Genomic DNA, 23,852 nt, shown 5'->3' with positions numbered 1-23,852 from the left:
TCGGCTCCTAGTGATCACCCGGGGGGTGGGGATTGGCCGCGGGCATCACCGCTTTGATCTCGGCGATGGCGATCATCGGGAGATAGCGGATGAAGAGGCAGAACATGGTGAAGAACAGGCCGAAGGAGCCGACGAGCATGCCGACGTCCCACATCGTGGCCGAGTAGTAGTCCCAGCTCGACGGCAGGAAGTCGCGGCTGAGCGAGGTCACCGTGATGACGAAGCGCTCGAACCACATGCCGATGTTGACGAAGATCGACAGGATGAACAGCGCCACCGGGTTGCGCCTGATCTTCTTGAACCAGACCAGCTGCGGCGAAATCACGTTGCAGCTAATCATGATCCAGTAGGCCCAGGCGTAGGGGCCGAACGCGCGGTTGACGAACGCGAAGCTCTCGTAGGGGTTGCCCGAGTACCAGGCGATGAAGAACTCCATCGCGTAGGCGTAGCCGACCAAGGTCCCGGTCAGCAGGATGATCTTCGCCATGTTCTCGAGGTGCTTGATCGTGATGATGTGCTCGAGCCCGTACCACTTGCGGATCGGGATGAGCAGCGTCAGGACCATGGCGAAGCCCGAGAAGATCGCGCCCGCGACGAAGTAGGGCGGGAAGATCGTCGTGTGCCAGCCGGGCAGCTGCGAGACCGCGAAGTCGAAGGAGACGATGGTGTGGACCGAGAGCACCAGCGGCGTCGCGAGGCCCGCGAGCAGCAGGTAGGCCTTCTCGTAGTGCTGCCAGTGGCGGGTCGAGCCGCGCCAGCCGAGGGCGAAGATCCCGTAGGCGACCCGGCGAATCTTGGTCGTCGCGCGGTCGCGCATCGTCGCGAGGTCGGGGATCAGGCCGACGTACCAAAACAGCAGCGAGACCGTGAAGTAGGTCGAGACCGCGAACACGTCCCACAGCAGCGGGCTGCGGAAGTTCGGCCACATCTGCATCTGGTTGGGGATCGGCAGCATCCAGTAGACGATCCACGGCCGTCCGGTGTGGAAGGTCGGGAACATCAAGGCGCAGATGACCGCGAAGATCGTCATCGCCTCGGCCGAGCGGTTGACGGCTGTCCGCCACTGCTGCCGGAACAGGAACAAGATCGCCGAGATCAGCGTGCCTGCGTGGCCGATGCCGACCCAAAAGACGAAGTCGACGATCGCCCAGCCCCAGTCGACCGGGTTGTTCAGGCCCCAGACGCCGATGCCTTCCCACAGCAGCCAGAACACCGACGCGCCGAAGATGGTGAGACCGCCCAGGGCGGGCAAGAATGCCAGCCACCAGGCCAAGCCGGGCTGCTCGACGGGCGTGCAGACCTGCTCGGTAATGTCGTGGAAGCTCGGACCGCCTTCGACCAGGAGCTTGCGCCCCCGGACGGGATCGAGAGGATCGCGTTCTTTAGAAGCCATGGTTCACGCGAGCTTGGGGTTGGGGTTGCGCACACGGGCCAGGTAGGTGGTCCGCGGTTTCGTGAGGAGGTCTTGAAGGACCGCGTAGTCGCGCGGCGACTGCTCGCGCTCCCGGTAGTCCTCGTTACGGGTCGAGTACTTGAGCTGAGACACCCGGCTCTCGGGGTCGGTGAGGTCGCCGAAGGTGATCGCCTGGGTCGGGCAGACCTGCTCGCAGGCGGTGACGACCTCGCCGTCGCGGACCTTGTCGCGGCCGTCGATGTGAGCCTCGATCTTGGCCGCGTTGATGCGCTGGACGCAGTAGCTACACTTCTCGATCACGCCGCGGAACCGGACGGTGACGTCGGGGTTCTTCTGCATCTGCTCGATCTCCGGGATGCCCCACCCGGTCCGTGTGTCGCCGACGCTGCGCTTGTTGTAGTTGAAGAAGTTGAAGCGCCGGACCTTGTAAGGGCAGTTGTTGGCGCAGTAGCGCGTGCCGATGCAGCGGTTGTAGGCCATGTCGTTGAGGCCTTCGGGGCTGTGGGCCGTGGCCGCGACCGGGCACACGTTCTCGCACGGCGCGGTCTCGCAGTGCTGGCACAGCATCGGCATCACGACCGCGTCGGGGTTGTCTTCGGGGCCGGTGTAGTAGCGGTCGATGCGGATCCAGTGCATCTCGCGGCCGTTGGAGACTTCCTTCTTGCCGACGACCGGGATGTTGTTCTCGGCCTGACAGGCGATCACGCACGCGTTGCACGAGATGCAGCTGTTGAGGTCGACGCTCATCGCCCACTGGTGGGGGCCATGAAAGATCGGGACCGAGAGCGTCGGCTGGGTCTCCGGGTCGTAGCGCGCCCAGGGCTCCTTGAGCCGCTCCTTGGGCATCAGATCGCCCTTCTTGGAGAAGTTCGGATCTTCCTTGAACCCGGCGACGCTGGCCTCGCGGTAGATCGGCCGGCGCTCGTAGTTGAGGATCGGCGTGCCCTCTTCGCCGTCGGGGTCGAGGAGGCCGTAGTCCTGGGTCGAGACCAGGAGGTGGTTGCCCGAGCCGCGGCTGACCTCGCCGCGGGCGAACCACCGGGCCTCGTCGCGGCGCAGCGGGTTGACGTCGAAGCCGACCTCATCGGCCCCGGGCCCGATCCCGTGGCGGCCGTAGCCGAGGTTCAACGAGACCGTGCGGTCGTGCTGGCCCGGGGCGATCCAGGCCGGGACCGAGATGCTGGCGTCGCCGACCTTGATGGCCAGGTTGTCGCCGTTCTCGACCCCGAGCTCGGCGGCGAGGGTCGCCGAGATGTAGGCGCCGTTGTCCCAGGTCAGCTTGCTGATCGGGTGGGGCAGCTCCTGCATCCAGCCGTTGTTGCTGTACTCGCCGGCGAGGACCTTGGGATCGAGGTGGAAGTTGATCTCGTAGGGGCCCTCTTCGACGGTCCGGCCGACCATCAGATCGGCGAAGGCCTGCCACTTGTTGGGCCGCGGGAGGCTCGGGCTGCGGGGGATCCCCGAGACCAGGCCGTCGTGAAGCCAGCGGCGCCAGACCTTCTCGGACAGGCTCGTCGGCGCGCGGCTGGTTGCGCTGGCGGTCTCGATCTCGCTCTTCCAGTGCTCGCGGATGAGCTTGTCGCCCGGCTTCTCGACCGTGCTCAAGGCCCACTCGCCGCTGGCCGGATCCTGGTGCGGGACCAGCATCGCGAGGATCTCGACCGCGCTGCGCGTGTCGTGGAGCGGAGCGATCAGCGGCTGCTGGATCGAGGTCGTGCCGTCGACCGCCTCGAGGTCGCCCCAGGCTTCGAGGTAGTGCGAGAGCGGCAGGTGCCAGTGGGCCAGCTGCCCGGTCTCGTCGTGGTGGGTGCCCGCGTGGACCAGGAGCTTGGCCCCGGCGAGCTTCTCGGCGAGGCCGAGGGCGCCGGGCGCGTCGTAGACCGGGTTGGTGCCGAGGCACAGGACCGAGGTGATGGTCCCGTCCTCGAGCCCGCTGGCGAGCTGCGAGAGGCTCGCGTAGGGCACGTTGTCGAGGCGATGGCCGAAGCGCAGCGTGCCGGGCGGGTTGGCGCTGGCCGACATCATCATCGCGTTGATGAGGTAGCCGAGGCCGTGGGCCAGCGGCGGCTGCCGCTCACCGACGATCACGCACACGCGCTCGGGCTGGACCCGACCGACGCCCTGCTCGGGCTTTTGGATCCGCGCGGCGAGGTCTTCGGCGAGCGCGGCGACGAAGCGCTGGGTCCGGGGGTCGAACTGCCCGCGGGTCTTGATGACCGAGCCGAACTGCTGGGCCCCCGGGGGCAGGGTCGCGCCGTGGGTCTCGACCAGCTCGATCACGACCGCGGCGAGGAAGTCGACGATGTCCCCGCCCGGGAGGCGGAGGCGCTCGTCGGCCTGGGCCCCGGTGCTCGTGAGGTGGGGCTCGACGACGTAGAGCCGGTTCATCCCCTCGGTGTCGCCGGGCTTGGCCAGCTTGCGGCGGGCCGCGTACTGGCGAGCGAGGCGGACGTGGTCTTGCTCGACGCCGAGGAAGTCGGAGTCGGCAGCGACGATGACCGTGGCCTGCTCGAGGTCGTGATAGGCCCGCGCGCCCTCGCCCGCGACCATCTCGGCCGCGCGGATCGAGTTGATCGGGTAGGTCGGGTCGTCGAGCACGACCTTGGCCTTGGGGTAGGTCTGAACGAAGCGCTGCTGGAGCGCGCGGAAGCTCGGCGACAAGCTGCCGGGCACGACCAGGGCCAGGCCCTCGCCGCCGGCGCTGTGGAGCGCGGCGAACTCCTCGCTGAGCGCGGCCCAGGCGTCGCCCCAGTTGGTCTCGACCTGGGTGTCCCAGTCGATGCTGAGCTCGGTGACCTCGCGGCCGTCCTCGCCGATGTAGACATTCCAGCGGCCGGCCTGCTCGATCAGCTGCGCGCACTTGGCCTCGGCCTGGTCGGCGGCGTCGATCGAGTTGGTGTCGTGGAGCGTCAGCTGGCGGAGCCGCTCGCACATGCCGTGGATGACCTCTTGCTTGGCCTGCTCGCCCTGGCCCGGCGCCGCGAAGGCGTGGGCGCTGACGGTCTTGGACCGGACCTTGGCCGAGCGCTGGGGGTCATAGAGGTTGAGGACCGAGGCCTGGGCGTAGACATCGGTCGCGCCCTGCGAGCCCGAGTGCTGGGGGTTGCCCTCGATCTTGATCGGGCGCCCGTCCTGGCTCTCGACCAGCAGGCCCATGACCGTGCCGCCAACCTGGTACGCGGTCGCGTAGTAGGTTGGCGCCCCGGGGATCAGATCCTCGGGCCGCTTGGCGAAGGGCATGACGTTTTGGACCGGCTTGCGCACGCAGCCCGTCGAGCTCAGGCCAGCGAGCGCCGTGGACGCGCCGAGCAGGCCCATGAATTTGCGACGGGACGCGCCGCCCTCGACGACGAGCTCGTCGGCGCCGGGCGGAAACTCGGCCTGCGCCGGGTTCGAGCCCAGCACGCTGAGCCGAGTCTTGCGGCGCTGGACGGAGGTCCAGTAGGTCTTGAGGGCCTCGGTGGGCTTGTTGGTCGGACGGCTCATCGGTGACACCCCGAGCAGTGGACCGGCGGCGAGGGCATGCGCTTGCGGTCCGGGTCCTTGGTGAAGTCGTACTGGGCGGCCTCTGGCGACGCGTCCCAGTTCATGTTGGTGACCTCGTCGAGCGGGCGGAGGCTGGAGTCCGGGTCGCGGTGGCAGTCGAGACACCAACCCATCGACAGCGGCTGGGCCTGCTCGACCACGACCATGTTGTCGATCCGCCCGTGACAGCTGACGCAGCCGACGCCGGCGCTGAGGTGCGGCCGGTGATCGAAGAACACGTAGTCCGGGAGCATGTGAACCTTGACCCACGGGATCGAGTCACCGGTCTCGAAGCTGGTCCGGACCGGCCCGAGCCGCGGGCTCTCCGTCTTGACCTGCGAGTGGCAGTTCATGCAGGTCTGCGTCGGCGGGATCGCGGCGTAGGCAGCCCGCTCGACCGTGTTGTGGCAGTAGCGGCAGTCCATGCCCATGTCACCGGCGTGGAGCGCGTGGCTGAAGGGCACGGGCTGCTTCGGCCGATAGCCCACGTCCGTGTACAGCGGCGACCACCAGTACCAGATCGCAAAGATGACGAACGAGCCGACGAGCGGCCCGAGCACGCCGATGGCGAGGGGGATTTTGTTAGTCCAGCGGGGAAAGATGGCCGGCACGACAGTTCACCTTTCACAGGCGGGCACGGAGCACGACGACTCGCTTGCGTAACCGCGGGTGAGCGGGCGTCGACGGGAGGAAACCCCGCTGCGCCCATTGATCAGCACAGAGTTCGGCTGAAGGTTCGGCTGAGAGTTCGCCAAAACGCAAAAAATCGCGCCCGAACGGGGCTCTCCGGCGGCGGAAACTATCAGCCGACCGTCCTGGTGGCAACCACCATAGAACCGGGTTTTAGAGGCCCTTTGCGGGCGACGGAGGGCAGGCATGGTGCGGGGTTCCCGGATGTCTCGGGGCCCGCGGACCGTGGGTGACCAGGCGAACTTCATTGGTTGTCCTGCTTCCAGCGCGGGGAGAAGGTCTTGACGTAGTCCGCGAGCGCCGACAGATCCTCGTCGCGCATGCCCTTCCAGGGCGGCATGCCGCGGTCTGGGACGCCCGACTCGATCCGCTCGACCAGCGCCTCGTGGCTCGGGAGCTCACCCTCGGGGACGAAGGAGAACGCCGCGGTGCGAAAATCGCGGGGCGGAAATTTCATGCTGCGCGCGGCGGGGCCGTCCCCTGCCCCGGTCTCGCCGTGGCAAGACACACAGTAGCGGATGTAGAGATCGCGGCCCTCGTTGAGGGTCTGCGCCGAGACCTCGCGCCCGCCGAGGTTCATCGCCTCGGTGAAGGCGGGCGCCGAAGACTGGTTGCAGGCGACCAACGCAGGGGTCGCCGCCGCGAGGCAGGCCCAGGCCGTCATCCTCATCACTCGCCCTCCTCGATCCGGATGACGCGGAGGGTCCGGTGATAGAGCTCGGCGAGGCCGTCCTCGTCGATCGAGTAGTAGCCGCGGATGTTGCCGTAGCGATCGACGAGCGCGAGCTTGCTCGAGTGGGCGATGTCGAAGACCCCGACATCCCCGGCGGTCGCCCCGGCGACGACCTTGGGCTCGCCGACGGCGAGCTTGAAGCCACCGACCACGAAGTCCTCGATCGCCTCCTGGCTGGCCGTGAGGAACCGCCAGTTGTCGAGATCGGCCCCGAGCGAGTCGGCGTAGGCGGCCAGGACCTCGGGCGTGTCGTACTCGGGGTCGACCGTGACCGTGAGCAGCTCGACGCGGTCGCTGAGCTTCGAGCGATCGATCTGCTCTTGGAAGGAGAGCATCGCCCCGCTGATCGCCGGGCAGCTGCTCGCGCAGCGCGTGAACACGAAGCCGACGACCCAGGTCTTGTCGGCGGCGAGCAGCTCCTCGCGGGTGAAGGTCTCGCCCTCTTGGTCGAGCAGCGTGAAGGCCGGGACCTCGCCGATCGCCTCGGGCGGCGGCGGCCGCCGGATCAGGAAGGGCCGCATCGCCGTGATCATGGTCAGGAAGAACAGGATCCCGATGACCCAGATGTGCTTGCGCAAGAACCGGATCCACGGCGGCGGCTCGGCCCACGGCTGCTTGGCTGGCGCTTCGGTGCTCATTACAGACCCACCCCCTGGGTGACCCCGCGCGAGAACCACAGCAAGTCGACGACCAGCGCGCCGGTCAGGACGGGCAGGTAGGCGAGCGAGACCGCGAACAGCTGCCGGGCCCAGCGAAGCTCGGCCTTGCCGTCGCGCACGCTCAGCCCCTTGATAGCGAAGCCGAGGAACACCGCGCCGGCGACGAGCGCGATCACCAGGTAGAGCTCGCTGGTCACGCCGAGGGGCGTGAGCGCGAGGCTCACCGGGATCAGCAGGGCCGCCCACGCGATCGCCTGAACCTTGGCCACGACCTCGCCGCGCACGACCGGCACGCAGAGGATCCCGGCGTCGGCGTAGTCTTGCTTGCGGAAGATCGAGATCGCCAGGAAGTGCGGCATCTGCCAGACCAGCAAGATCCCAAACAACACGGCGCCGGGCAGATCGAGGGACCCGGTGACCGCGGTCCAGCCGAGCAGCGGCGGCACGGCACCGGGCACGGCGCCGATGACCAGGGCCAGCGGCGTGCGCCGCTTGAGCGGCGTGTAGATCAGCCAGTAAGAAAGCAGCGCGAACGCGGCGAGCCCGGCCGTGAGCAGGTTGGTGCCCAGGCCCAGCACGACCATCGCCGCGACCCCGAGCGCCGCCGCGAACGCCGTCGACGACGCGACGCCGAGGCGCCCGGCCGCGAGCGGACGATTGCGAGTGCGTCGCATCTTCCGGTCGCCCTCGCGCTCGGCGACCATGTTAAAGGCGTTGGCCGAGGCGACCGCGAGGCTCGAGCCGACGAGCGCCGCGATCCAGACCCCGACGCTGGCGCGCTCGGGCGCCAACCACAGCCCGCCCGCCGTCATCAGCAGACACATGCGAACGATGCCCGGCTTGGTCAGGGCCAAATAGTCCCGGAACCGAGAGCTCGTCACATCGGTTGGACGCCGGTCGTTATCCGCTCGGGCCGTCACAGCTGGACCGCCTCTTCCCCTGTTCGGCAGAAAGAGTCAATGGCTCGGTAGGCCTCGGCACATGCGCACTCACGCTTGTTCCGGCAGACCATGTCGCGCTCTTCGCAGCGCGCGTAGACCCAGCGTCCGCTGCCGCCGGCCTTGTCCGGATTTCGCGCCCGCGCGCGCATGTCGTCGGTGACCGCGTGGGCCGCCGACTCGGGGTTGAGATAGAGCTCACACGTCTGCGTACGCTCGCGCGCGCTGAGGCAGTGCTGCATCAAGATCCCGACGCCCTGCAGGCACACGGCTGCGTTGGCGTCGTGTTGATCGCAGTCGTTGTACCAACCGACGACCTCGTCGACGCAGCCCTCGGCGTCGAGCTTGGGCCCGAGCGCGTCCATCTTGGCCACACCCTCGACGACCCACTGCTCGGAGCTCGCGTAGCGCCAATAGCCGAGGACGCCGACGATGACGCTGACCAACGCGAGCCCGATGAACACGAACTTCATCGAGTGATCGGGCTCGGCCGCGACCTCGGCCGCGACCTCTGCCGAAGCGGGATCAGCGGAAACAGGGGTCTTGCCGGCGCCCTCGCGCTGGTCTTGATCTTCGCTGGTCTGGGCCTCCCGGCCCTCCGTGAGCCTCGCCACGCGCCGCGAACCTACTCGGCGGGCTCAGACAGGTCAACGAAGCCAACGCCGGCAACATTTGCTCGACTCGGCATCTTCTTTCACACCTACGGCCTTGCGGGACGCGCTCGCGGCCAACATTATCTCGCCCGCGTGGCCCCTACCCTGCACGGACATTGGTGGACGATCGCGCCGAACCTGATTGGAGCGATGCGCGCTCCAAAGCCGATCGACAAGCCCTGGTCGACGGTCATTTCGGAGCCTGAGGGGGGCTTGGGGCCGCGCGGAGCGGTTCGAATCGCCGGTCAGCTCGGCGGGCCGAGTCGCGGCAACCTCTTCTTGCTCGTCCACGGCCTCGGCGGTGACGCGCAGCGACCCTACATGAGCGCGGCTGCGGTGGCGATTTTGGACCACGGCCACGCGTGCTTGCGAATGTCGATGCGCGGCGCCGGACGCAGCGGACCGGACTTCTATCACGCGGGGCTCGCCTCGGATCTCCACCAGGTTTTGGCTGATCCCTCGCTGGCGAGCTACTCGCGCATCTTCGTGATCGGCTTCTCGCTTGGGGGGCACGTGGCGATTCACCTCGCGCTGCGTGCACAGCGGGATCCGAGGCTCGCGGGCATCGTCGCGATCTGCTCGCCCCTCGACCTCGCCCGCAACGTCGAGCTGCTCGACGCGCCCGCGGGCTGGATCTATCGGCGCCACGTCCTCGCCGGGCTGAGCAAGATCCACGAAGACGTCCACGGTCACGCCCCGCGCTTTGGCACGATCCGCGAGTGGGACGCGGCGACGATCGTCCCGCGCTTCGGGTTCGAGAGCGTCGAACATTACTGGGCCTCGCAGGCGGCCGGCCCGCGGCTGCGCGAGGCTGCGGTGCCGATCTTGTTCGTCGCCACGCCCGCAGATCCGATGGTCCCGGCCGAGACCCTGCGCCCGCACCTGCGTCGAGCGGGGGCCGGGGTCGACGTCCGCTGGGTCCGGCGCGGGGGCCACGTGGGCTTTCCCGCCAACACCGACCTCGGCCTCCCCGGCGAGCTCGGCCTCCTCGCGCAGGTGCTGACCTGGTGCGAAGCGCTTTAAAAGGCAGGCCGGGTACCGCCTCGCGCGTTCGCCGGACACCGCACGTGCCGCAGCGCTCGTTCAGCTTGCCCAACGCGCCCCAGACCCTGAAACTATAGCCAGGCCTTATCATGAGCAAACGATTGTCTCCGTTGTTGTTTCTGATCCTCGCGTGCTCAAATGGCGAAGGTGACGAGTCGCCCTCGAGCTTCAGCGCCAGCTTCAGCGGCAACGCCGACATGGACTTGGGCGACGGCGACGGCGACGAGGTCGACGGCGACGGCGACGGCGACACCAGCCCCGGCGACGGCGACGGCGACACCAGCCCCGGCGACGGCGACACCAGCTCCGGCGACGGCGACGGCGACGGCGACGGCGACGGCGACGGCGACGGCGACGGCGACGTGGACCCCTGCCCCGTGATCTGCGACGGCGCGGTCGACTCCACGCCCAACACCTGCGACGGCCCCTACATCATCGGCCGCAGCGCGGCCAAGGACGGGTTCTTCTTCGGGGGCAGCACCCAGTCCGCGACCAACGACGACAGCGAGACCTGCGGGCCCCAAGACAACCCCGACAACCTCGACACCGGCCGCGATCACTTCTTCCGCATCTGGCTGGTCGAGGGCGACACGATCACCGCGACCCAAAACCCCAACGGCTGGCACGCGCGGCTCAAGATCCACGACGAGGCCGACTGTGTCGGCAACGCGAAGGAGTGCACCTTGCTGCCGGACCCGGCCGTGATTGTGTATGTCGCGCCGAAGACGGATTGGTTCACGCTCGTCGCCGATGGGCGCAGCGTCGGGTTGGACGACCATGGCGATTACACGCTCTCGGTCGACCTCGTGCCCGGGCCCAACGTCGACGAATGCGGATGCGGTTAGCTTTAGACCCCCGCAGGCGTCAGCAACTTTGCCACGCACGGCCGCTGCGCGGCCGGTCGGTCGCTCCGCTCCCTCCCTCGGTGGGCTGGTATGAGCTTCGCTATCTCTTGCGTGGCCCCCTAAAAGGGGGCTCGAACGCGTTCTTCTGTGGCTCATGCGTTGTGCGACTCGCTCGGAGACATGAGCTTGTTTGCGTGGGCCCCTGAGAGGGGGGCCGAACGCGTTCTTCTGTGGCTCATGCGTTGTGCGACTCGCTCGGAGACATGAGCTTGTTTGCGTGGGCCCCTGAGAGGGGGGCCGAACGCGTTCTTCTGTGGCTCATGCGTTGTGCGACTTGCTCGGAGACATGAGCTTGTTTGCGTGGGCCCCTGAGAGGGGGGCCGAACGCGTTCTTCTGTGGCTCATGCGTTGTGCGACTCGCTCGGAGACATGAGCTTGTTTGCGTGGGCCCCTGAGAGGGGGCCCGAACGCGTTTTTCGGGGGCCATGCGTCGCGTGACTCGCTCGCTGGCCTCGCCGCGTGAACTACTGGGCGGTCACGGTGCCGGTTGAGTAGTACTCGACGACACCGCCTCCCCAGTCCCGACCGACGATCAGATCGGCCGACTCGACGGTCGTGGTCCCGGGCGCGCAGACCGGGTTCGACAGCTCGTAGAAATAGCCCTGGCTTGCGCTCTCCCACGACAAGGAGGTGGTCGAAGACTCGAAGTCGTAGGTCGTGTTCGAGAGGACGAGCTGGCCCGGGGACGCCCAGCCGCCGTAGAAACCCGGAGCCATGGTCGTCACCGTTGCCTGGTCGTCATCGAACTCGACGCTCATCGAGCTGCCGTTGGGGTCGGTGTCGTTGGTGCCCTCGAACAGCAGGTCTCCGTCAACCCCGATCCAGTCCTCGGCCAAGCTGCCGCAAGCCCGGGCGTCGGCAGTCGAAGACGCCAACAAGATCAGGCTGCCGACGGCGAGGGTGAGGAAGGCGCGAGGCCGGAACGTTTGAAGATTGAGTGTGTGATTCATGGGTTCGTCTTTCGTGTTGCGGGCGCGCGCAGTCCTGTCGCGGGCGCACCTATCTATGACGAGAGGCGTCGGCGCTCACGTGTCCCCCTATTGGCGATGCGAGGTGCAGCGAGCGAAGCCCGAAGGGCGCGGGCGAGATCGTGGTTCTCCGCGCCGAGTGGGGCCGTCTGCTCGTGCTCGAAATCAGTGCTTGTTTGCTCGCTCGCACAACAACGCGCGACCCGGGGCCGTCGTTACTGCCCGGTCAACGCTTCCATGTTGGCCAGGCACCCCCCGGCTGCCTGGTAGTGCTCAACGCCTTGCGGCATCGAGCGCGAGGCCTCGAGTCGTCCGGCCGAAATTTCGAGCCTCGCCGGGCACGTCGAAGCTTCGCTCGCACCGACGGCAGCGCTGCGATTCAAGCGTGGATCTTGGTCGCCGCCCCCCTGGGGCTCGCCTCTTTGGCTCGCTAGCCCCCCGTGGCGCTCGCCTTCAAGGTTGCGAGCGCGGCGGCGAGCTCCGCCGGCGCCTGGGGCCGGACGACCCGCGCGACTTCGACCCCGTCGCGTAAGAAGATCAGCGTGGGCCACAGCTTGACCCGGAACATGCGGCCGAGCTTCCGCCCCCGCCCATCCTCGACCTCGACGCGACGCACATCGCTCAGGACCTGCTCGATCATCGCTTGCGCGGCCTGGCAGAACCCGCACCAATTGGTGCCGAAGATCAGCACCGCGGGGCCCTCGAGCGACTCGATCGTCTTGGGGTCGGGTTGCTCCGTGGCGTAATTCATCTCTCGCGGATCTTAGCAAAACAGCCCGTCGGGGATGAGTCTTGACATCTCGCGGCTGGTCGGGCCTGCCCAGGTGATGCGGGTGTTCGCTGTCACCATCATCTTTAGCGCGACCGGGTTGCTCGCTGACGACCTGCGCGTCTGCGAGGTCATGAAGGACACGCTCGTGATGCAGAGCGACAAGCCTGCGAGCGAGATCAGCGTGGCCGTCGGCCTTCGCCTCGTCGATGCCGGCTGGACCCCCACGGGCGACACGCAGATCCCCGAATCCGGCGGGGAGGTCGTGTACTCGCGCGCGGACGCGCGCCTCAAACTCAGCGCCGACAACCTCGAACGTGGGCCCACCCACGTGCGCGCCACGCTCAGCTCGAGCGCGCCGCCAGAGGACTGAAGTCCCGCACTGTGCGGCTGGACCGTGCTCGTCGGACTCGGGCAGCTCCGTTCGAAACAACTGCTCTCGGTGTCGCACCGGGCCGCTTATTCGAGCGCTTCCGGCAGCAGCGGAAGTTCAGCGTGAAGCCACGCATCGAGGGCCGCGTTGCCCTCACCGGCTTGGGGTGAGGTCGGGAACGACCATGTCGCCAAGACCTCGTTGGCCCGCCAGTGGGCCGTGGCGAACGCGGCGTTGGGGCAGTCATCGTAGCCCAGCGTCCAGGCCTCGCCCTGCGACTCGACCGAGATCACTCGTTGACGCTCGTCGAAACGAAGCTCGAACTGGTCGCCACCCGGCCGGTCCTGGGCCAGGGAGACCGTGCGTCGATCCATGGCCTGCTCGACGACCCACCGCAGCTCGGGGTGCGCGGCAATGCCCGCCGCGTAGGTCCACCTCCGCTGGCGATCAGGTCCGTCTTCTCCAGTCAAGCGCCCCCGGTCATCGTAGGCATAGCGTGGTCCAGGAGACGGGCTTGGCTCGACCGTCTCCTCGTGAACGACTCGACCGCACCCGTCGAGTTCGTAGCGAGAAGCGTAGCTCGACGACTCCCCACCGCCGGTGACCACGGTGCGTGCCTCCACGATGCCCTCGGTGTAGCGGAGTCGCTCCTCGACCCGCTCCGTGCCTTCGCAGTCAGCGTAGGTCCATGCCGAGGTCACGACACGGCCGTGCTCGTCGTAGTCCCACTTCACCGTCTCAACCGTGAACGGAGCGTCGCCCAAGAAACATGCGTACTCCGTGACCGCCTCCGGGTTGTCTCCGTCGAGGTGCAGCTCGATGGTACGTTCCACGGCGGCGAGTTGCCCCTGCTCGCCCCAGATCCATCGCTGCTCTTGCCGCTCGAAGTCCTCGCAGCTCAGCTCTATGCCGCTCATCGCTCCGCCAAGTTTGCAGACCTCGCTGAACTCGGCGACGGCTTGGACTGGGCGGCCCAACTCGTCGTAGCCCAATTCGAGGCGGACGTGATGCCCCAAGCTGACGTTTTTCAGGCCTCCCTCGACACTGCATAGGCCCGGGCCCGTGACCAGGCGGCCCAGGGCGTCGACGCTTGCGCCGTGTGCTTTGCCGTCGGGGCACGCGGCGACGACGGGACCGCCCGCGTCTGCCCCCGTCTCCCCTCCCGCGCTGGGCACAGGTGTCGCGCAGCCCACAAAGGTGACCAGCATCAGCAACAGCCAGGATCGACGGCCCACGGCCTTACTTTGCGGCGGTCTACGGCTGCTTTCAAGGGTAGCTTCTCGGCCGGGTCTCGAGCCAGCGGGCGCGACAGAGGCCCCGCGGTGAAGGCCGGGACCTGGCGCTAGCAGCCCGGGCTGCTAGCCGCCATCGTCATCACCCTTCCTTGCAGCGTCGAGCTCCCCGAAGGTGAAGCGCAGCAGCTTGATGCCAAACTGAATCTCCCACGAAGACCGGCCCACGAGGAGCTCGCTGAGCTCGCGCTCGAGCTCGCGCTCGCCCAGCTCGAGCTCGGTGAAGAGCGTGCTCAGCTGCATGTCCAGCCCGCCGGCGAGCCTGCGCAGGGTGTCCAAGCTCGGCGACGACGCCCCCTGCTCGAGCCCTCGGATCGTGTCGACGGCCAGCCCGCTGAGCTTCGCCAAGTTCTCTGGCGTCAACGCCCTGGCCTGCCGAAGCGCGCGCAGATGTCGGCCAAAGGCGACATGCTTCGGGTTGCTCTTCTCCCTCGTCATCGGGTCTCCTCATCAGTTGTTTGGGCGGCGGGCGACACACCCTCCTATCCTCACAACTCGTGTGATCTGTTGGAGCCGAGGCGAGAAAAAATGAAAATCGCTTTAGACAGCTCCCGACGGCGTCCTGAAGGGGGACCGCGTTAGGCGCGCGCGTTCGATCGACTGTTTGAGCTGCCGCACCGCCTCCCACAGTCGCCAGCGCGCCGTGGTCTCGGGGATGCCCTGGCGCCGGGCCAGATCTCGGTTGCTGCCCCCGTCAAGCGCGTTGAGCAGCGCCGCGGTGTAGATGTTGGGGAGCTGCGACGCGTGCCGAACGATCATCTGCCGCTGTTCGTCGGTGAGCACGAGCTCGTGGAGGTCTTCGGGCGTGTCGTGCTCGTGGGCGCGCTGCTCGAGCTTGGCCCAACGCGCACGCCGACGGCGCACCTCGCCTTTTTCGCGGCGGCCTTCGGTGTACGCGAAGCCGAGCACCCAGCCCAAGAACTCCTCGGGCTCCTCCGGCGCGAGGGACAACTTCGTGAGGACGTCTCGCACAGTATTTTGCACGACCTCGTCGGTCTGGCTGCGGCTGAAGTGGTGCGAAAAGTAGCTGAACAAGACCGGATACAGCCAGCGCCCCAGCGCGTCGAGGCCCGCTCGCTGACCAGCCCGGGCGGCTCGTATCACTTCCTCCCTATCCATGCAGGCAGTCTACACGAACAAAATCACCAACAACTGGCCAAAGGGCCAAGCATGAGCGTGCCCGACGCACGCGTCGAGATTGCGCTAAGTTCCCCTTCTTGACGACCCCAGCTCAACACAGCCAAGGCGCTGGCCGGGTGTTCGACGAGCTCGCCCAACGGGAGGACGAGCGCTTCACAACGCCCCCGCGCTGGGAGGCGCTGATGGAGGCCGTGAGCGAGGCCGCATGCCTCCACCTCTTCAACCCCGACCACCCGCTGCAGACGATCGGCCGCTTCGAGGCCCTTGCAACCCGTGGTCTCGGCGGCTTCGGTGTCGTGTTCAAGGTTCGAGATCCCGAGCTCGACCGTCTCGTCGCCCTCAAGTTGTGTATGACGCGGGGCCCCGAGTCCGCCGAGGGCCTGATGAACGAGGCCCGCGTCCTCGCCAAGCTCTCGCACCCCAACATCGTCTCGATCCACGAGCCCGGCCGCGAGGGCGACGACGTGTTCTTCGTCATGGAGTTCGTCGACGGCGTCAACGCCCACGACTTCGTCCGCGACGAGGACCCGCCGTGGCCCGAGGTCGTCGACGTCTACCGCGGTGCCGGCCGGGGCCTCGCGGCCGCGCACGACGCTGGGATCGTGCACGGGGACTTCAAACCCTCGAACATCCTGCTCGACGCCGAGCGCTGGCCGCGGGTCGCGGACTTCGGGCTCGCGCAGGTGATCGCCGACCACCTCGCTGGTGAGGTGCTGCGCCATCGCCCGGGGACGTTGCCTTTCATGGCGCCGGAAGTCCTCCGCGGGCAGGCTGGAGACCCGCTGTCGGATCAGTGGTCCTTCTGTGTGTCGCTGTGGCAGGGGCTCGAGCACGGGCTCCCCTACGATGGCTGGACCCCCGCGGAGCTGCTCGAGTCGATCGAGCGCGGCGAGCCCTGGGTGCTGCAGCCCGCCGTACCCGAGGCCGTGCGGAGCGTCGTGCGCCGGGGTTTGAGCGTCGACCCTGCGCAGCGGTACCCGGACATGCACGCGCTCGTGGCCGAGCTCGACAAGCTCCGGGAGCGACCGGGGGCGTCGCAGGAGACAGGTCTCGACGCGCTCGCGCTCGTGCCTGGGTCTTCGAAGGTCACGGAGGCGAGGCGCCGTCCCTTCGTGCTGGGGCTGTTGCTGACGGGCGCGGCGTTGCTGGGAGCATGGAGCGTCGAGCATGTCCCATGGGCGGAGCCGGACCCCGCCGAGACGTCTCATGCAATCCCTGATCGCCCCTCGCCGAAGCCGGAGCCGGAGCCGGAGCCGGAGCCGGAGCCGGAGCCGGAGCCGGAGGGGTGTGCGCTGTGGGAGCTGCCGCCCCTCGAGCCGAGCCCGGAGGTCCAGAGCATCTGTCGACTGATTCGAGATGGTGACTACAAGGGTGCAGACTTGCTCTGGGACTCGGTCCATCGCGCTCGATTCCTCAACCCGTCCACGTCCGGGATCGAGGGATACAATCACCTAGACTTGGCTCTGGATACTCTCATCGTCGCACAGACATTCGCGGAAGCGGCCGTGGACCTCGAGAGTTCGCAGTCACCCAAAGACACGGCGGCGACGGAGGAGGCCACCTACCCGGCAGTGGTTCTGATGGCCAAGCAATGGGCGAACGCTGCATCCTCTACGAGCATCATTCATCGCGAGACTGAGCGCGCTGGCGAACCCCCAGTGACGGGGGAGCCGCCAGTCACGCTCGAGAAAATTGACCGCCAAGTCGGTGAGGTGCACCGGCGTCTACAAGACTAATCCGACCTCGTCGAGCGGCCCTAGGTGTAGCACTCCACGGTTCCATCGGCATTTAGAATGCCGTACGGACATGCGAGAAATTCCCCACGACAGTCCCACCCGTCCTCGCCATCGGTGGGAACGCAGACACCACCTGCGCAGCAGACAACGCCTTCTATGGCCAGCCCGGGGGGCGGCACGTCAGGTGGAGCCACGCACAACCCGGCGTCGCACATGCTCGGGAACGGCTGGTAGCAGATGACGCCAGCCGCGGTCGCCTCGCCGTACTCGCAATAAAAGCGTGTCCCCGACTGGCACCGGCCCGTGTGATCGGCCGCGGTGCAAGCCGCACCGTCGACGTCGATATCGCAACATAGGTTGGCGTCGAGGACCGGCGCCTCCGGACCCGTCCAGGCGCAATACCGCGCAAGGCCCTGGCCGGTCGAGTCCAGATACGGCGCCCCGCTTGCGTCCGCATGCAGGAGATCGCACAGATTCGGGTCTGAAGTCGCGAAGGTTGAGAGGAGGGTGGACAGAATGACTGGGAGCATCATTCGCGAACGCTAGCACGCGCAGCCCACGCGTGCGCCTGCGTTCGTACCGCGCAGATGGGTTCTGGCGCCAAGCTGCGAGGTAATCTCCGGCGATCTCCGAAACCTGCTGCTGTTCGCAATCATAGTCCGCGAATTCTTCGCAGTCCACATTCACACCGAGACACTATTCAAACATCACCAACAACTGGCCAAAGGGCCAAACATGAGCGTGCCCGACGCACGCGTCGAGATTGCGCTAAGTTCCCGTTCTTGACGAGCCCAGCTCAACACAGCCAAGGCGCTGGCCGGGTGTTCGACGAGCTCGCCCAACGGGAGGACGAGCGCTACACAACGCCCCCGCGCTGGGAGGCGCTGATGGAGGCCGTGAGCGAGGCCGCATGCCTCCACCTCTTCAACCCCGACCACCCGCTGCAGACGATCGGCCGCTTCGAGGCCCTTGCAACCCGTGGTCTCGGCGGCTTCGGTGTCGTGTTCAAGGTTCGAGATCCCGAGCTCGACCGTCTCGTCGCCCTCAAGTTGTGTATGACGCGGGGCCCCGAGTCCGCCGAGGGCCTGATGAACGAGGCCCGCGTCCTCGCCAAGCTCTCGCACCCCAACATCGTCTCGATCCACGAGCCCGGCCGCGAGGGCGATGACGTGTTCTTCGTGATGGAGTTCGTCGACGGCGTCAACGCCCACGACTTCGTGCGCGACGAGGACCCGCCGTGGCCCGAGGTCGTCGACGTCTACCGCGGTGCCGGCCGCGGCCTCGCGGCCGCGCACGACGCGGGGATCGTGCACGGGGACTTCAAACCCTCGAACATCCTGCTCGACGCCGAGCGCTGGCCGCGGGTCGCGGACTTCGGGCTCGCTCAGGTGATCGCCGACCACCTCGCTGGCGAGGAGCTGCGCCACCGCCCGGGCACGCTGCCCTTCATGGCGCCCGAAGTGCTCCGCGGGCAGGCCGGGGATCCGCTGTCGGATCAGTGGTCCTTCTGCGTGTCGCTGTGGCAGGGCCTCGAGCACGGGCTCCCCTACGATGGCTGGACCCCGGCGGAGCTGCTCGAGTCGATCGAGCGCGGCGACCCCTGGGTGCTGCAGCCCGCCGTGCCCGAGGCCGTGCGGAGCGTCGTGCGCCGGGGTTTGAGCGTCGACCCTGCGCAGCGGTACCCGGACATGCACGCGCTCGTGGCCGAGCTCGACAAGCTCCGGGAGCGGCCGGGGGCGTCGCAGGAGACAAGTCTCGACGCGCCCGCGGTCGTGCCTGGGTCTTCGAAGGTCACGGAAGCGAGGCGCCGTCCCTTTGTGCTGGGGCTGTTGCTGACAGGCGCGGCGTTGCTGGGAGCATGGAGCGTCGAGCATGTCCCATGGGCGCAGCCGGACCCCGCCGAGACGTCGAAGCCGCAACTGGCAGGGTGTGCGCTGTGGGAACTGCCGCCCCACGAGCCGAGCCCGGAGGTCCAGAGCATCTGTCGGCTGATTCGAGATGGTGATTACAAGGGTGCGAACTTGCTCTGGGACTCGGTCCATCGCGCTCGATTCATCAGCCCGTCCACGTCCGGCATCGAAGGATACTCTCACCTAGATTTGGCTTTGGATGCCATCATCATTGCACAGACATTCGCGGAAGAGGCCATGGTCATCGAGAAGTCGACGACGAAGGAGGAGGCCTACCGAGTGGCGAGTTCGATGGCGAAGGGGTGGGCGAACGCTGCATCCTCTACGAGCGTCCTTCATCGCGAGACTGAGCGCGCTGGCGAACCCCCAGCGACGGGGGAGCCGCCAGTCACGCTCGAGACAATTGACCGCCAAGTCAGTGAGGTGCACCGGCGTCTACAAGACTAAAGCCGACCTCGTCGAGCGGGCCTAGCAGCCCGGGCTGCTAGGTGTAGCACTCCACGGTTCCATCGGCATTTAGAATGCCGTACGGACATGCGAGAAATTCCCCACGACAGTCCCACCCGTCCTCGCCATCGGTGGGAACGCAGACACCACCTGCGCAGCAGACAACGCCTTCCACCGCGAGGCCGGGGGGCGGCACGTCAGGTGGAGCCACGCACAACCCGGCGTCGCACATGCTCGGAAACGGCTGGTAGCAGATGACGCCAGCCGCGGTCGCCTCGCCGTACTCGCAATAAAAGCGTGTCCCCGACCGGCACCGGCCCGTGTGGTCGGCCGCGGTGCAAGCCGCACCGTCGACGTCGATATCGCAGCATAGGTTCGCGTCGAGGACCGGCGCCTCCGGACCCGTCCAGGCGCAATACCGCGCAAGGCCCTGGCCGGTCGAGTCCAGATACGGCGCCCCGCTTGCGTCCGCATGCAGGAGATCGCACAGATTCGGGTCTGAAGTCGCGAAGTTTGAGAGGAGCGTGGACAGAATGACTGGGAGCATCATTCGCGAACGCTAGCACGCGCAGGCCACGCGAGCGCCTGCGTTCGTACCGCGTCGATGGGGTGCTGACGGCGAGCTACGAGGCAATATTGGCAGATAGCAGCGGCCGTGCGGCGAGCGCCGAGACCTTCTTCTATTCGCAATCATCGTCCGCGAATTCTTCGCAGTCGACATTCGCACCGATACATTGTTCACATTTACCGGTCGTACGCACGAGCCCGGCAAGCACCATCAACACGCGCAGCCCCACGTCGAGCTCCTCGGGCGCGAGCCGGCGGGCGAGATCGACGAGATCGACGAGATCGCCGGGCCAATTGTGTGGACCGGGACTCGGCGCGGCGCCCACCAGGATCCGCAGGCGGACGCGGCGACGGGGCTCGGGGCGGCGGTCGTCGCCGCCGGGCTGGTCACGACGCTGCTCGGGCGGGCGCCCGCCGTCGGGGACGAATCAACCCGCGAGGATTCTCACTATGAATCAGGGATCATTTTAGAGCCACCCGCCGACATTAATAAGAGACGCACCCGAACTCAGCGTCGACGCGCTCACCGCGTTGATCGAGCGCGGGGATCTCGACGCTCCTCGCCACGAGTGAGAGCGAAGCCAGCTTCGCCAGCCAGTCGTGCGCGCCCGCGACCCCACGGCATGAACCCGCCCGCCTGCCGGGCCGGTTCGCTTCGCGGGGTCCTGCGAAGGCCCTCACTCGGCGGCGCTCATGGCGTCTCGCTGATCGCCTCGTTCGCGCTGCTCGGCCTCGCGCAGCCGCTGCATCTGTTTGATGAACAGGTTGCCCATGCGATCAGACGCGACCGGTAACATTTAGCGGAGTTCGAGTTTTGCTTCGACCTTGGTCCAGGCCAGACCGAGCCGACTGGTAGGGGCAACCCCGATGGCTACGACAAGCCCACGACGAGGAGAAGCGCCCCTACGACAACAGCTGGGACTTCGCCTCGGCTCAGCGAGTAGGCCTCGGGCTCGAGCAGCGATCGCCTGGCCGAGCCGCTCCCGGCGACCGAAGAGAATCGCAGCACCAAATACATCGATGCGCACACCCGCGATTGAAGCGGGCCGTCGTGGGAGCCTCGACCTCGGCCCGTGGGATCGAGCTCTGGCCTGGCGCTGCCGTGCGCGCGTGAGATCGGGCCCGAGACCGCGCTGCAAGCTGCGACCACGCCCCTCGACGAGCTGGAATCTCGCGCGAGTCGGGCTGCGCCCGAGGGGCCCGTACCACCCGCGTGCAGCTCATGCTGGCGTGCCACATCTGCTCGCCGCTCGCGGCCGAGACGGGCTCAAAGAGCGAAGCTCGGCTTGCCGACGCCTTCGCGAACGACCCTGAGCCCGAGCACCATCTCGCCGGGCGGCCGAGCTCCGCTCCGCTCAGCTCCGCTCCGAGCTCACGCCAAAGCTCGCATCAAAGCTCGCACCGGTCCCAGCGCGGGCACTCGTCGAAAACCACTCAGTGGCTCTGCTCAGCGCTGGCCTCGACGCAGCGGACGCCCTTGGCCTTGCCCCACTCGCGGACGTTGACGAACACCGCCTCGAGCTCGCCCTCGGGGCTCACGAAGTAGGTGTCGGGGATCTTCTCGCTGCCAAACAGCTGGTGGGCATCGGGCGGCTTGGCCCGCAGGATCTTCACCTCAGTCTCGAGCAGGCCCATCCGCTCGAGGTAGGGCCCGATCAGCTCGGGCTCCTGATCGACGCTGATCGCGATCACGGCCAGGTCGTCACGCTCGCCGAGCCGCGACGCGAGCACGTCGAGGTCGGGCCACTCGCGGGTGCAGGGCTCGCACCAGGTCGCCCAGAAGTTCACGACCAGGAACTTGCCGCGGAAGTCATCGAGCGAGACCGGGTTGCCGTCGAGATCCTCGAGCTCGAGCTCGGGGACCGGCCCCGACGCGGGCGACGGGCTCAGCGGGCGGCAGGCGGCGCCGAGCTGGGCCTCGGCGGCCGGGACCAAGGCCTGAGCGAAGCCGAAGACCAAGAGCCCGCCGACGAGCACGAACACGAGCATCGCAAGGATCGCGACCGAGTCGAGACCGCGGCGCGCCCCCTTCTCGCCCGCGGCAGCCGGCTTCGGCGGCGGGATCGAGACCCGCGGCTTCGCGGTGGGCTCGCCTGCGGCGGCCTCGCCTGCGGCGGCCTCGCCTGCGGTGGCCTCGCCTGCGGTGGCCTCGTCTACGACGGCCTCGCCTGCGGCGGCCCCGTCTGCGGCGGCCTCCTCGGCGACGGCCTCGTCTGCGACGGCCTCGCCTGCGGCGGCCTCCTCGGCGAGCGCCTCGCCGCCCTCGGGCGGGCCCGCTTTGGCCGCTTCGGCCTCCTCGGCTTGATGGTCTGGCTCAGCAGTCAAGCAGCCCTCGTCAGTCGACGCTCGTCTTGGCGTCGGCCATCAGCGTGTCATACACCGCGCTCGGGGCGGTGCCGTTGGCGACCATCTGCCGGGCCTCGACGAGGCGCTCTTGCACGAGCGCCTCGAGCACGGCGTAGCCCTGCGCGCCCGAGACATAGCGTCCGTTGATGAAGAACGCAGGGGTGCCGTTGACGCCGTATTTCTCGGCCAGCTTCTGATCTTTGACCAGCTGCTGCGCGACGGCCTCGCTGGCGTAGTCGGCCTTGAACTGGTCGAGGTCGAGGCCGAGCTCGACGGCGAGATCCTCGAACTCCTGGACCTCCTTGGGCTGGCGCAAGAACAGCTTCTCGTGCATCTCCCAGAACTTGCCCTGGTTGGCGGCCGCGAGCGCAGCCTTCGAGGCGTCGCGGGCCTTGGGGTGGAGCGAGCCGAGCGGGCGCTGGACGTAGACCAGGCGCAGCTCGTCCTTGTGCTCCTCGAGCAAGCGGTCGATGTCGGGCATGACCTTCGAGCAGTAGGGGCAGTGGTAGTCGGCGAACTCGACCAGGGTCACGAGCGCGGTCTCGGGGCCCTTGACCGGCCGGCCGTCGATCGGGACCTTGTAGACCGAGACATCGTCGGGCTCGCCGGGCCTGCGCTGGCGCTTGGACTTGGCCGCGCTCGGGGCACCGACCTGGTGCTCGAGCGCGTCCTTCATCAGGTGCTCGTAGAGATCGGCCCGGGCGACGCCGTCGTCGACGATCTCCTTGGCGTACTCGAGCTCGGCCTCGATGATCTTGCGCCAGTCGATCGCGCTGCGCTTGCCGCGATAGAGGTGACCGTTGACGAAGAAGGCCGGGGTCCCGGTCACGCCGACCTTCGAACCCGCGAGCATGTCGCTGTCGACGTCCTGCTTGGCCCGGGGGTCCTCCATGTCGCGGCCGAACTTGCTCGCGTCGAGGCCCCGCTCCTTGACCCACTCGGGGATGTGCTCGATCGAGGCCTTGTCCTCGAACAGGCGATCGTGGAACTCCCAGAAGTCGCCCTGCTGGTGGGCGGCCCAGGAGGCGTAGGCGGCCGGACCGGCGTTGCGGTGGCCCGGGAGCGGGTAGTGCTTGAAGATCAGGCGCACGTCGCCCTCGTAGGCGGCGGTGGCCTCGGCCAGGGGCTCGACGGAGTCGGCGCAGTAGGGGCACTGAAAATCGGCGAACTCGATGATCGTCACGAGCGCGTCGTCGGGGCCCTTTTGCGGCTCGTCGCCGCGCAGCACGACGTGGTAGCGGTCGCCGGTCTCGGGCGTCGGCTTGTCGCCGAACTTGACCCGGACCCACTGGCCAACGAAGTAGCCCAGGACCAAGGTCGCGAGGAAGCCGAGCACGAACACGAGGTTGCCGAGCAGCTTGCTGCGCTTGTCGTCGGCGCCCGCGGCCTTGCCTGCGCTGGCCTTGGCGCCGCCGGGCTCCTCGACCTTCGGCGGGGTCGCGTCGCCCGCGTCGCTCGCCTCGTCGCGCGCGTGGAGCTTGGACTCCTCGACGGTCTCGTCCTCCGGGTCGCGGCCGTCGGCGTCGGCGTCGGCGTTGGCCTGGTCTTGGGTCTCGTCGCGTTTGTCGTCTTCGTCGTGCTCGGACATGTCTGACTCCGACTCGCAGCCCCGGTCTGGGGTCGCGGCAGCTTACTGTCTGGCGCGGGCCTGCGCAGCCCTGCCGAGCCCAGATCGGGGTTGTGTCCCGATCTGGGCTCGGCAGGACCGCGCCGGACCGGTGCGCACCGGTCCGGCGGGTCACG

General features: G+C 67.7%; 20 protein-coding genes. 5 read left to right on the top strand and 15 right to left on the bottom strand.

Annotation, left to right across the window (positions count from 1 at the left end; all coding sequences use genetic code 11):
• Positions 1–7 precede the first annotated feature (7 nt).
• The 7 genes from nrfD to ENSA5_RS15335 all read right to left on the bottom strand — a co-directional run bounded on the left by nrfD (position 8) and on the right by ENSA5_RS15335 (position 8,573).
• Positions 8–1,393: an NrfD/PsrC family molybdoenzyme membrane anchor subunit gene (nrfD, locus tag ENSA5_RS15365; RefSeq protein ID WP_106392410.1), complete on the bottom strand. Its 1,386-nt coding sequence runs from the start codon at positions 1,391–1,393 to the stop codon at positions 8–10.
• Between the two features lie 3 nt (positions 1,394–1,396).
• Positions 1,397–4,900 (bottom strand): 4Fe-4S dicluster domain-containing protein, encoded by a 3,504-nt coding sequence (locus ENSA5_RS15360; RefSeq protein WP_106392409.1) that lies wholly within the window; start codon positions 4,898–4,900, stop codon positions 1,397–1,399.
• Positions 4,897–5,499, bottom strand: a complete 603-nt coding sequence (locus ENSA5_RS15355) for a cytochrome c3 family protein (protein WP_258182867.1) — start codon at positions 5,497–5,499, stop codon at positions 4,897–4,899. Before ENSA5_RS15355 ends, ENSA5_RS15360 begins: the two co-directional genes overlap by 4 nt.
• A gap of 374 nt (positions 5,500–5,873) precedes the next feature.
• Positions 5,874–6,299 (bottom strand): c-type cytochrome, encoded by a 426-nt coding sequence (locus tag ENSA5_RS15350; RefSeq protein ID WP_106392407.1) that lies wholly within the window; start codon positions 6,297–6,299, stop codon positions 5,874–5,876.
• Positions 6,299–7,000: an SCO family protein gene (locus ENSA5_RS15345; protein WP_106392406.1), complete on the bottom strand. Its 702-nt coding sequence runs from the start codon at positions 6,998–7,000 to the stop codon at positions 6,299–6,301. Before ENSA5_RS15345 ends, ENSA5_RS15350 begins: the two co-directional genes overlap by 1 nt.
• Positions 7,000–7,941: a heme o synthase gene (gene cyoE / locus ENSA5_RS15340; protein WP_258182865.1), complete on the bottom strand. Its 942-nt coding sequence runs from the start codon at positions 7,939–7,941 to the stop codon at positions 7,000–7,002. The genes ENSA5_RS15345 and cyoE overlap by 1 nt, the downstream gene beginning before the upstream one ends.
• Complete coding sequence (locus ENSA5_RS15335) at positions 7,938–8,573, bottom strand: hypothetical protein (RefSeq protein ID WP_106392404.1); 636 nt, start codon at positions 8,571–8,573, stop codon at positions 7,938–7,940. The genes cyoE and ENSA5_RS15335 overlap by 4 nt, the downstream gene beginning before the upstream one ends.
• Positions 8,574–8,825: 252 nt before the next feature.
• Here ENSA5_RS15335 and ENSA5_RS15330 point away from each other — a divergent pair, with 252 nt between their 5' ends.
• Together ENSA5_RS15330 and ENSA5_RS36000 are read left to right on the top strand one after the other, a co-directional pair.
• A complete protein-coding gene (locus tag ENSA5_RS15330; protein WP_181197778.1) occupies positions 8,826–9,635 on the top strand; it encodes an alpha/beta fold hydrolase in 810 nt (269 codons plus the stop codon).
• Positions 9,636–9,745: 110 nt separating this feature from the next.
• Positions 9,746–10,501 (top strand): hypothetical protein, encoded by a 756-nt coding sequence (locus tag ENSA5_RS36000; RefSeq protein ID WP_146155723.1) that lies wholly within the window; start codon positions 9,746–9,748, stop codon positions 10,499–10,501.
• Between the two features lie 524 nt (positions 10,502–11,025).
• Here the strand turns inward: ENSA5_RS36000 and ENSA5_RS15320 are convergent.
• Together ENSA5_RS15320 and ENSA5_RS15315 are read right to left on the bottom strand one after the other, a co-directional pair.
• Entirely contained in the window at positions 11,026–11,511 is a 486-nt protein-coding gene (locus ENSA5_RS15320) for a hypothetical protein (RefSeq protein WP_106392401.1), read from the bottom strand.
• A 448-nt stretch (positions 11,512–11,959) separates the two neighbouring features.
• Positions 11,960–12,280: a thioredoxin family protein gene (locus tag ENSA5_RS15315; RefSeq protein ID WP_106392400.1), complete on the bottom strand. Its 321-nt coding sequence runs from the start codon at positions 12,278–12,280 to the stop codon at positions 11,960–11,962.
• 34 nt (positions 12,281–12,314) lie between these two features.
• Between ENSA5_RS15315 and ENSA5_RS15310 the strand changes: the two genes are divergently transcribed.
• Entirely contained in the window at positions 12,315–12,671 is a 357-nt protein-coding gene (locus ENSA5_RS15310; protein WP_106392399.1) for a hypothetical protein, read from the top strand.
• A gap of 86 nt (positions 12,672–12,757) precedes the next feature.
• On the opposite strand, the gene ENSA5_RS15305 is transcribed toward ENSA5_RS15310, so the two are convergent.
• The 3 genes from ENSA5_RS15305 to ENSA5_RS15295 all read right to left on the bottom strand — a co-directional run bounded on the left by ENSA5_RS15305 (position 12,758) and on the right by ENSA5_RS15295 (position 15,082).
• On the bottom strand, positions 12,758–13,885 hold the full coding sequence (locus ENSA5_RS15305) for an RHS repeat domain-containing protein (protein ID WP_106392398.1): 1,128 nt from the start codon (positions 13,883–13,885) through the stop codon (positions 12,758–12,760).
• A 144-nt stretch (positions 13,886–14,029) separates the two neighbouring features.
• The gene (locus tag ENSA5_RS15300) at positions 14,030–14,401 is read right to left on the bottom strand and encodes a helix-turn-helix domain-containing protein (RefSeq protein WP_106392397.1); all 372 of its coding nucleotides are present in this window, start codon (positions 14,399–14,401) and stop codon (positions 14,030–14,032) included.
• Between the two features lie 102 nt (positions 14,402–14,503).
• Positions 14,504–15,082, bottom strand: coding sequence for a sigma-70 RNA polymerase sigma factor region 4 domain-containing protein (locus ENSA5_RS15295; protein WP_146155722.1), 579 nt, complete (start codon positions 15,080–15,082; stop codon positions 14,504–14,506).
• A gap of 98 nt (positions 15,083–15,180) precedes the next feature.
• Here ENSA5_RS15295 and ENSA5_RS15290 point away from each other — a divergent pair, with 98 nt between their 5' ends.
• Together ENSA5_RS15290 and ENSA5_RS15280 are read left to right on the top strand one after the other, a co-directional pair.
• A complete protein-coding gene (locus ENSA5_RS15290; RefSeq protein WP_146155721.1) occupies positions 15,181–16,839 on the top strand; it encodes a serine/threonine-protein kinase in 1,659 nt (552 codons plus the stop codon).
• A gap of 782 nt (positions 16,840–17,621) precedes the next feature.
• Complete coding sequence (locus ENSA5_RS15280) at positions 17,622–19,196, top strand: serine/threonine-protein kinase (protein ID WP_181197777.1); 1,575 nt, start codon at positions 17,622–17,624, stop codon at positions 19,194–19,196.
• Between the two features lie 680 nt (positions 19,197–19,876).
• Here ENSA5_RS15280 and ENSA5_RS35995 read toward each other — a convergent pair.
• From ENSA5_RS35995 to ENSA5_RS15265, 3 genes are all read right to left on the bottom strand, one after another.
• Complete coding sequence (locus ENSA5_RS35995; RefSeq protein ID WP_146155720.1) at positions 19,877–20,089, bottom strand: hypothetical protein; 213 nt, start codon at positions 20,087–20,089, stop codon at positions 19,877–19,879.
• Between the two features lie 1,108 nt (positions 20,090–21,197).
• Entirely contained in the window at positions 21,198–22,088 is an 891-nt protein-coding gene (locus ENSA5_RS15270; protein WP_106392392.1) for a TlpA family protein disulfide reductase, read from the bottom strand.
• Between the two features lie 10 nt (positions 22,089–22,098).
• Complete coding sequence (locus ENSA5_RS15265) at positions 22,099–23,697, bottom strand: DsbA family protein (RefSeq protein ID WP_106392391.1); 1,599 nt, start codon at positions 23,695–23,697, stop codon at positions 22,099–22,101.
• Positions 23,698–23,852: the final 155 nt, after the last annotated feature.

The organism is Enhygromyxa salina (assembly GCF_002994615.1).
Classification (GTDB): domain Bacteria; phylum Myxococcota_A; class Polyangia; order Nannocystales; family Nannocystaceae; genus Plesiocystis; species Plesiocystis salina_A.
This window is presented reverse-complemented; position numbering and strand designations above follow the sequence as displayed.

Bases quoted from the DNA above. Each gene is read 5' to 3' on its own strand.
- nrfD (WP_106392410.1), bottom strand. From the start codon at position 1,393: ATGGCTTCTAAAGAACGCGATCCTCTCGATCCCGTCCGGGGGCGCAAG.
- ENSA5_RS15360 (WP_106392409.1), bottom strand. From the start codon at position 4,900: ATGAGCCGTCCGACCAACAAGCCCACCGAGGCCCTCAAGACCTACTGG.
- ENSA5_RS15350 (WP_106392407.1), bottom strand. From the start codon at position 6,299: ATGAGGATGACGGCCTGGGCCTGCCTCGCGGCGGCGACCCCTGCGTTG.
- ENSA5_RS15345 (WP_106392406.1), bottom strand. From the start codon at position 7,000: ATGAGCACCGAAGCGCCAGCCAAGCAGCCGTGGGCCGAGCCGCCGCCG.
- ENSA5_RS36000 (WP_146155723.1), top strand. From the start codon at position 9,746: ATGAGCAAACGATTGTCTCCGTTGTTGTTTCTGATCCTCGCGTGCTCA.
- ENSA5_RS15320 (WP_106392401.1), bottom strand. From the start codon at position 11,511: ATGAATCACACACTCAATCTTCAAACGTTCCGGCCTCGCGCCTTCCTC.
- ENSA5_RS15315 (WP_106392400.1), bottom strand. From the start codon at position 12,280: ATGAATTACGCCACGGAGCAACCCGACCCCAAGACGATCGAGTCGCTC.
- ENSA5_RS15310 (WP_106392399.1), top strand. From the start codon at position 12,315: ATGAGTCTTGACATCTCGCGGCTGGTCGGGCCTGCCCAGGTGATGCGG.
- ENSA5_RS15300 (WP_106392397.1), bottom strand. From the start codon at position 14,401: ATGACGAGGGAGAAGAGCAACCCGAAGCATGTCGCCTTTGGCCGACAT.
- ENSA5_RS15295 (WP_146155722.1), bottom strand. From the start codon at position 15,082: ATGGATAGGGAGGAAGTGATACGAGCCGCCCGGGCTGGTCAGCGAGCG.
- ENSA5_RS15265 (WP_106392391.1), bottom strand. From the start codon at position 23,697: ATGTCCGAGCACGACGAAGACGACAAACGCGACGAGACCCAAGACCAG.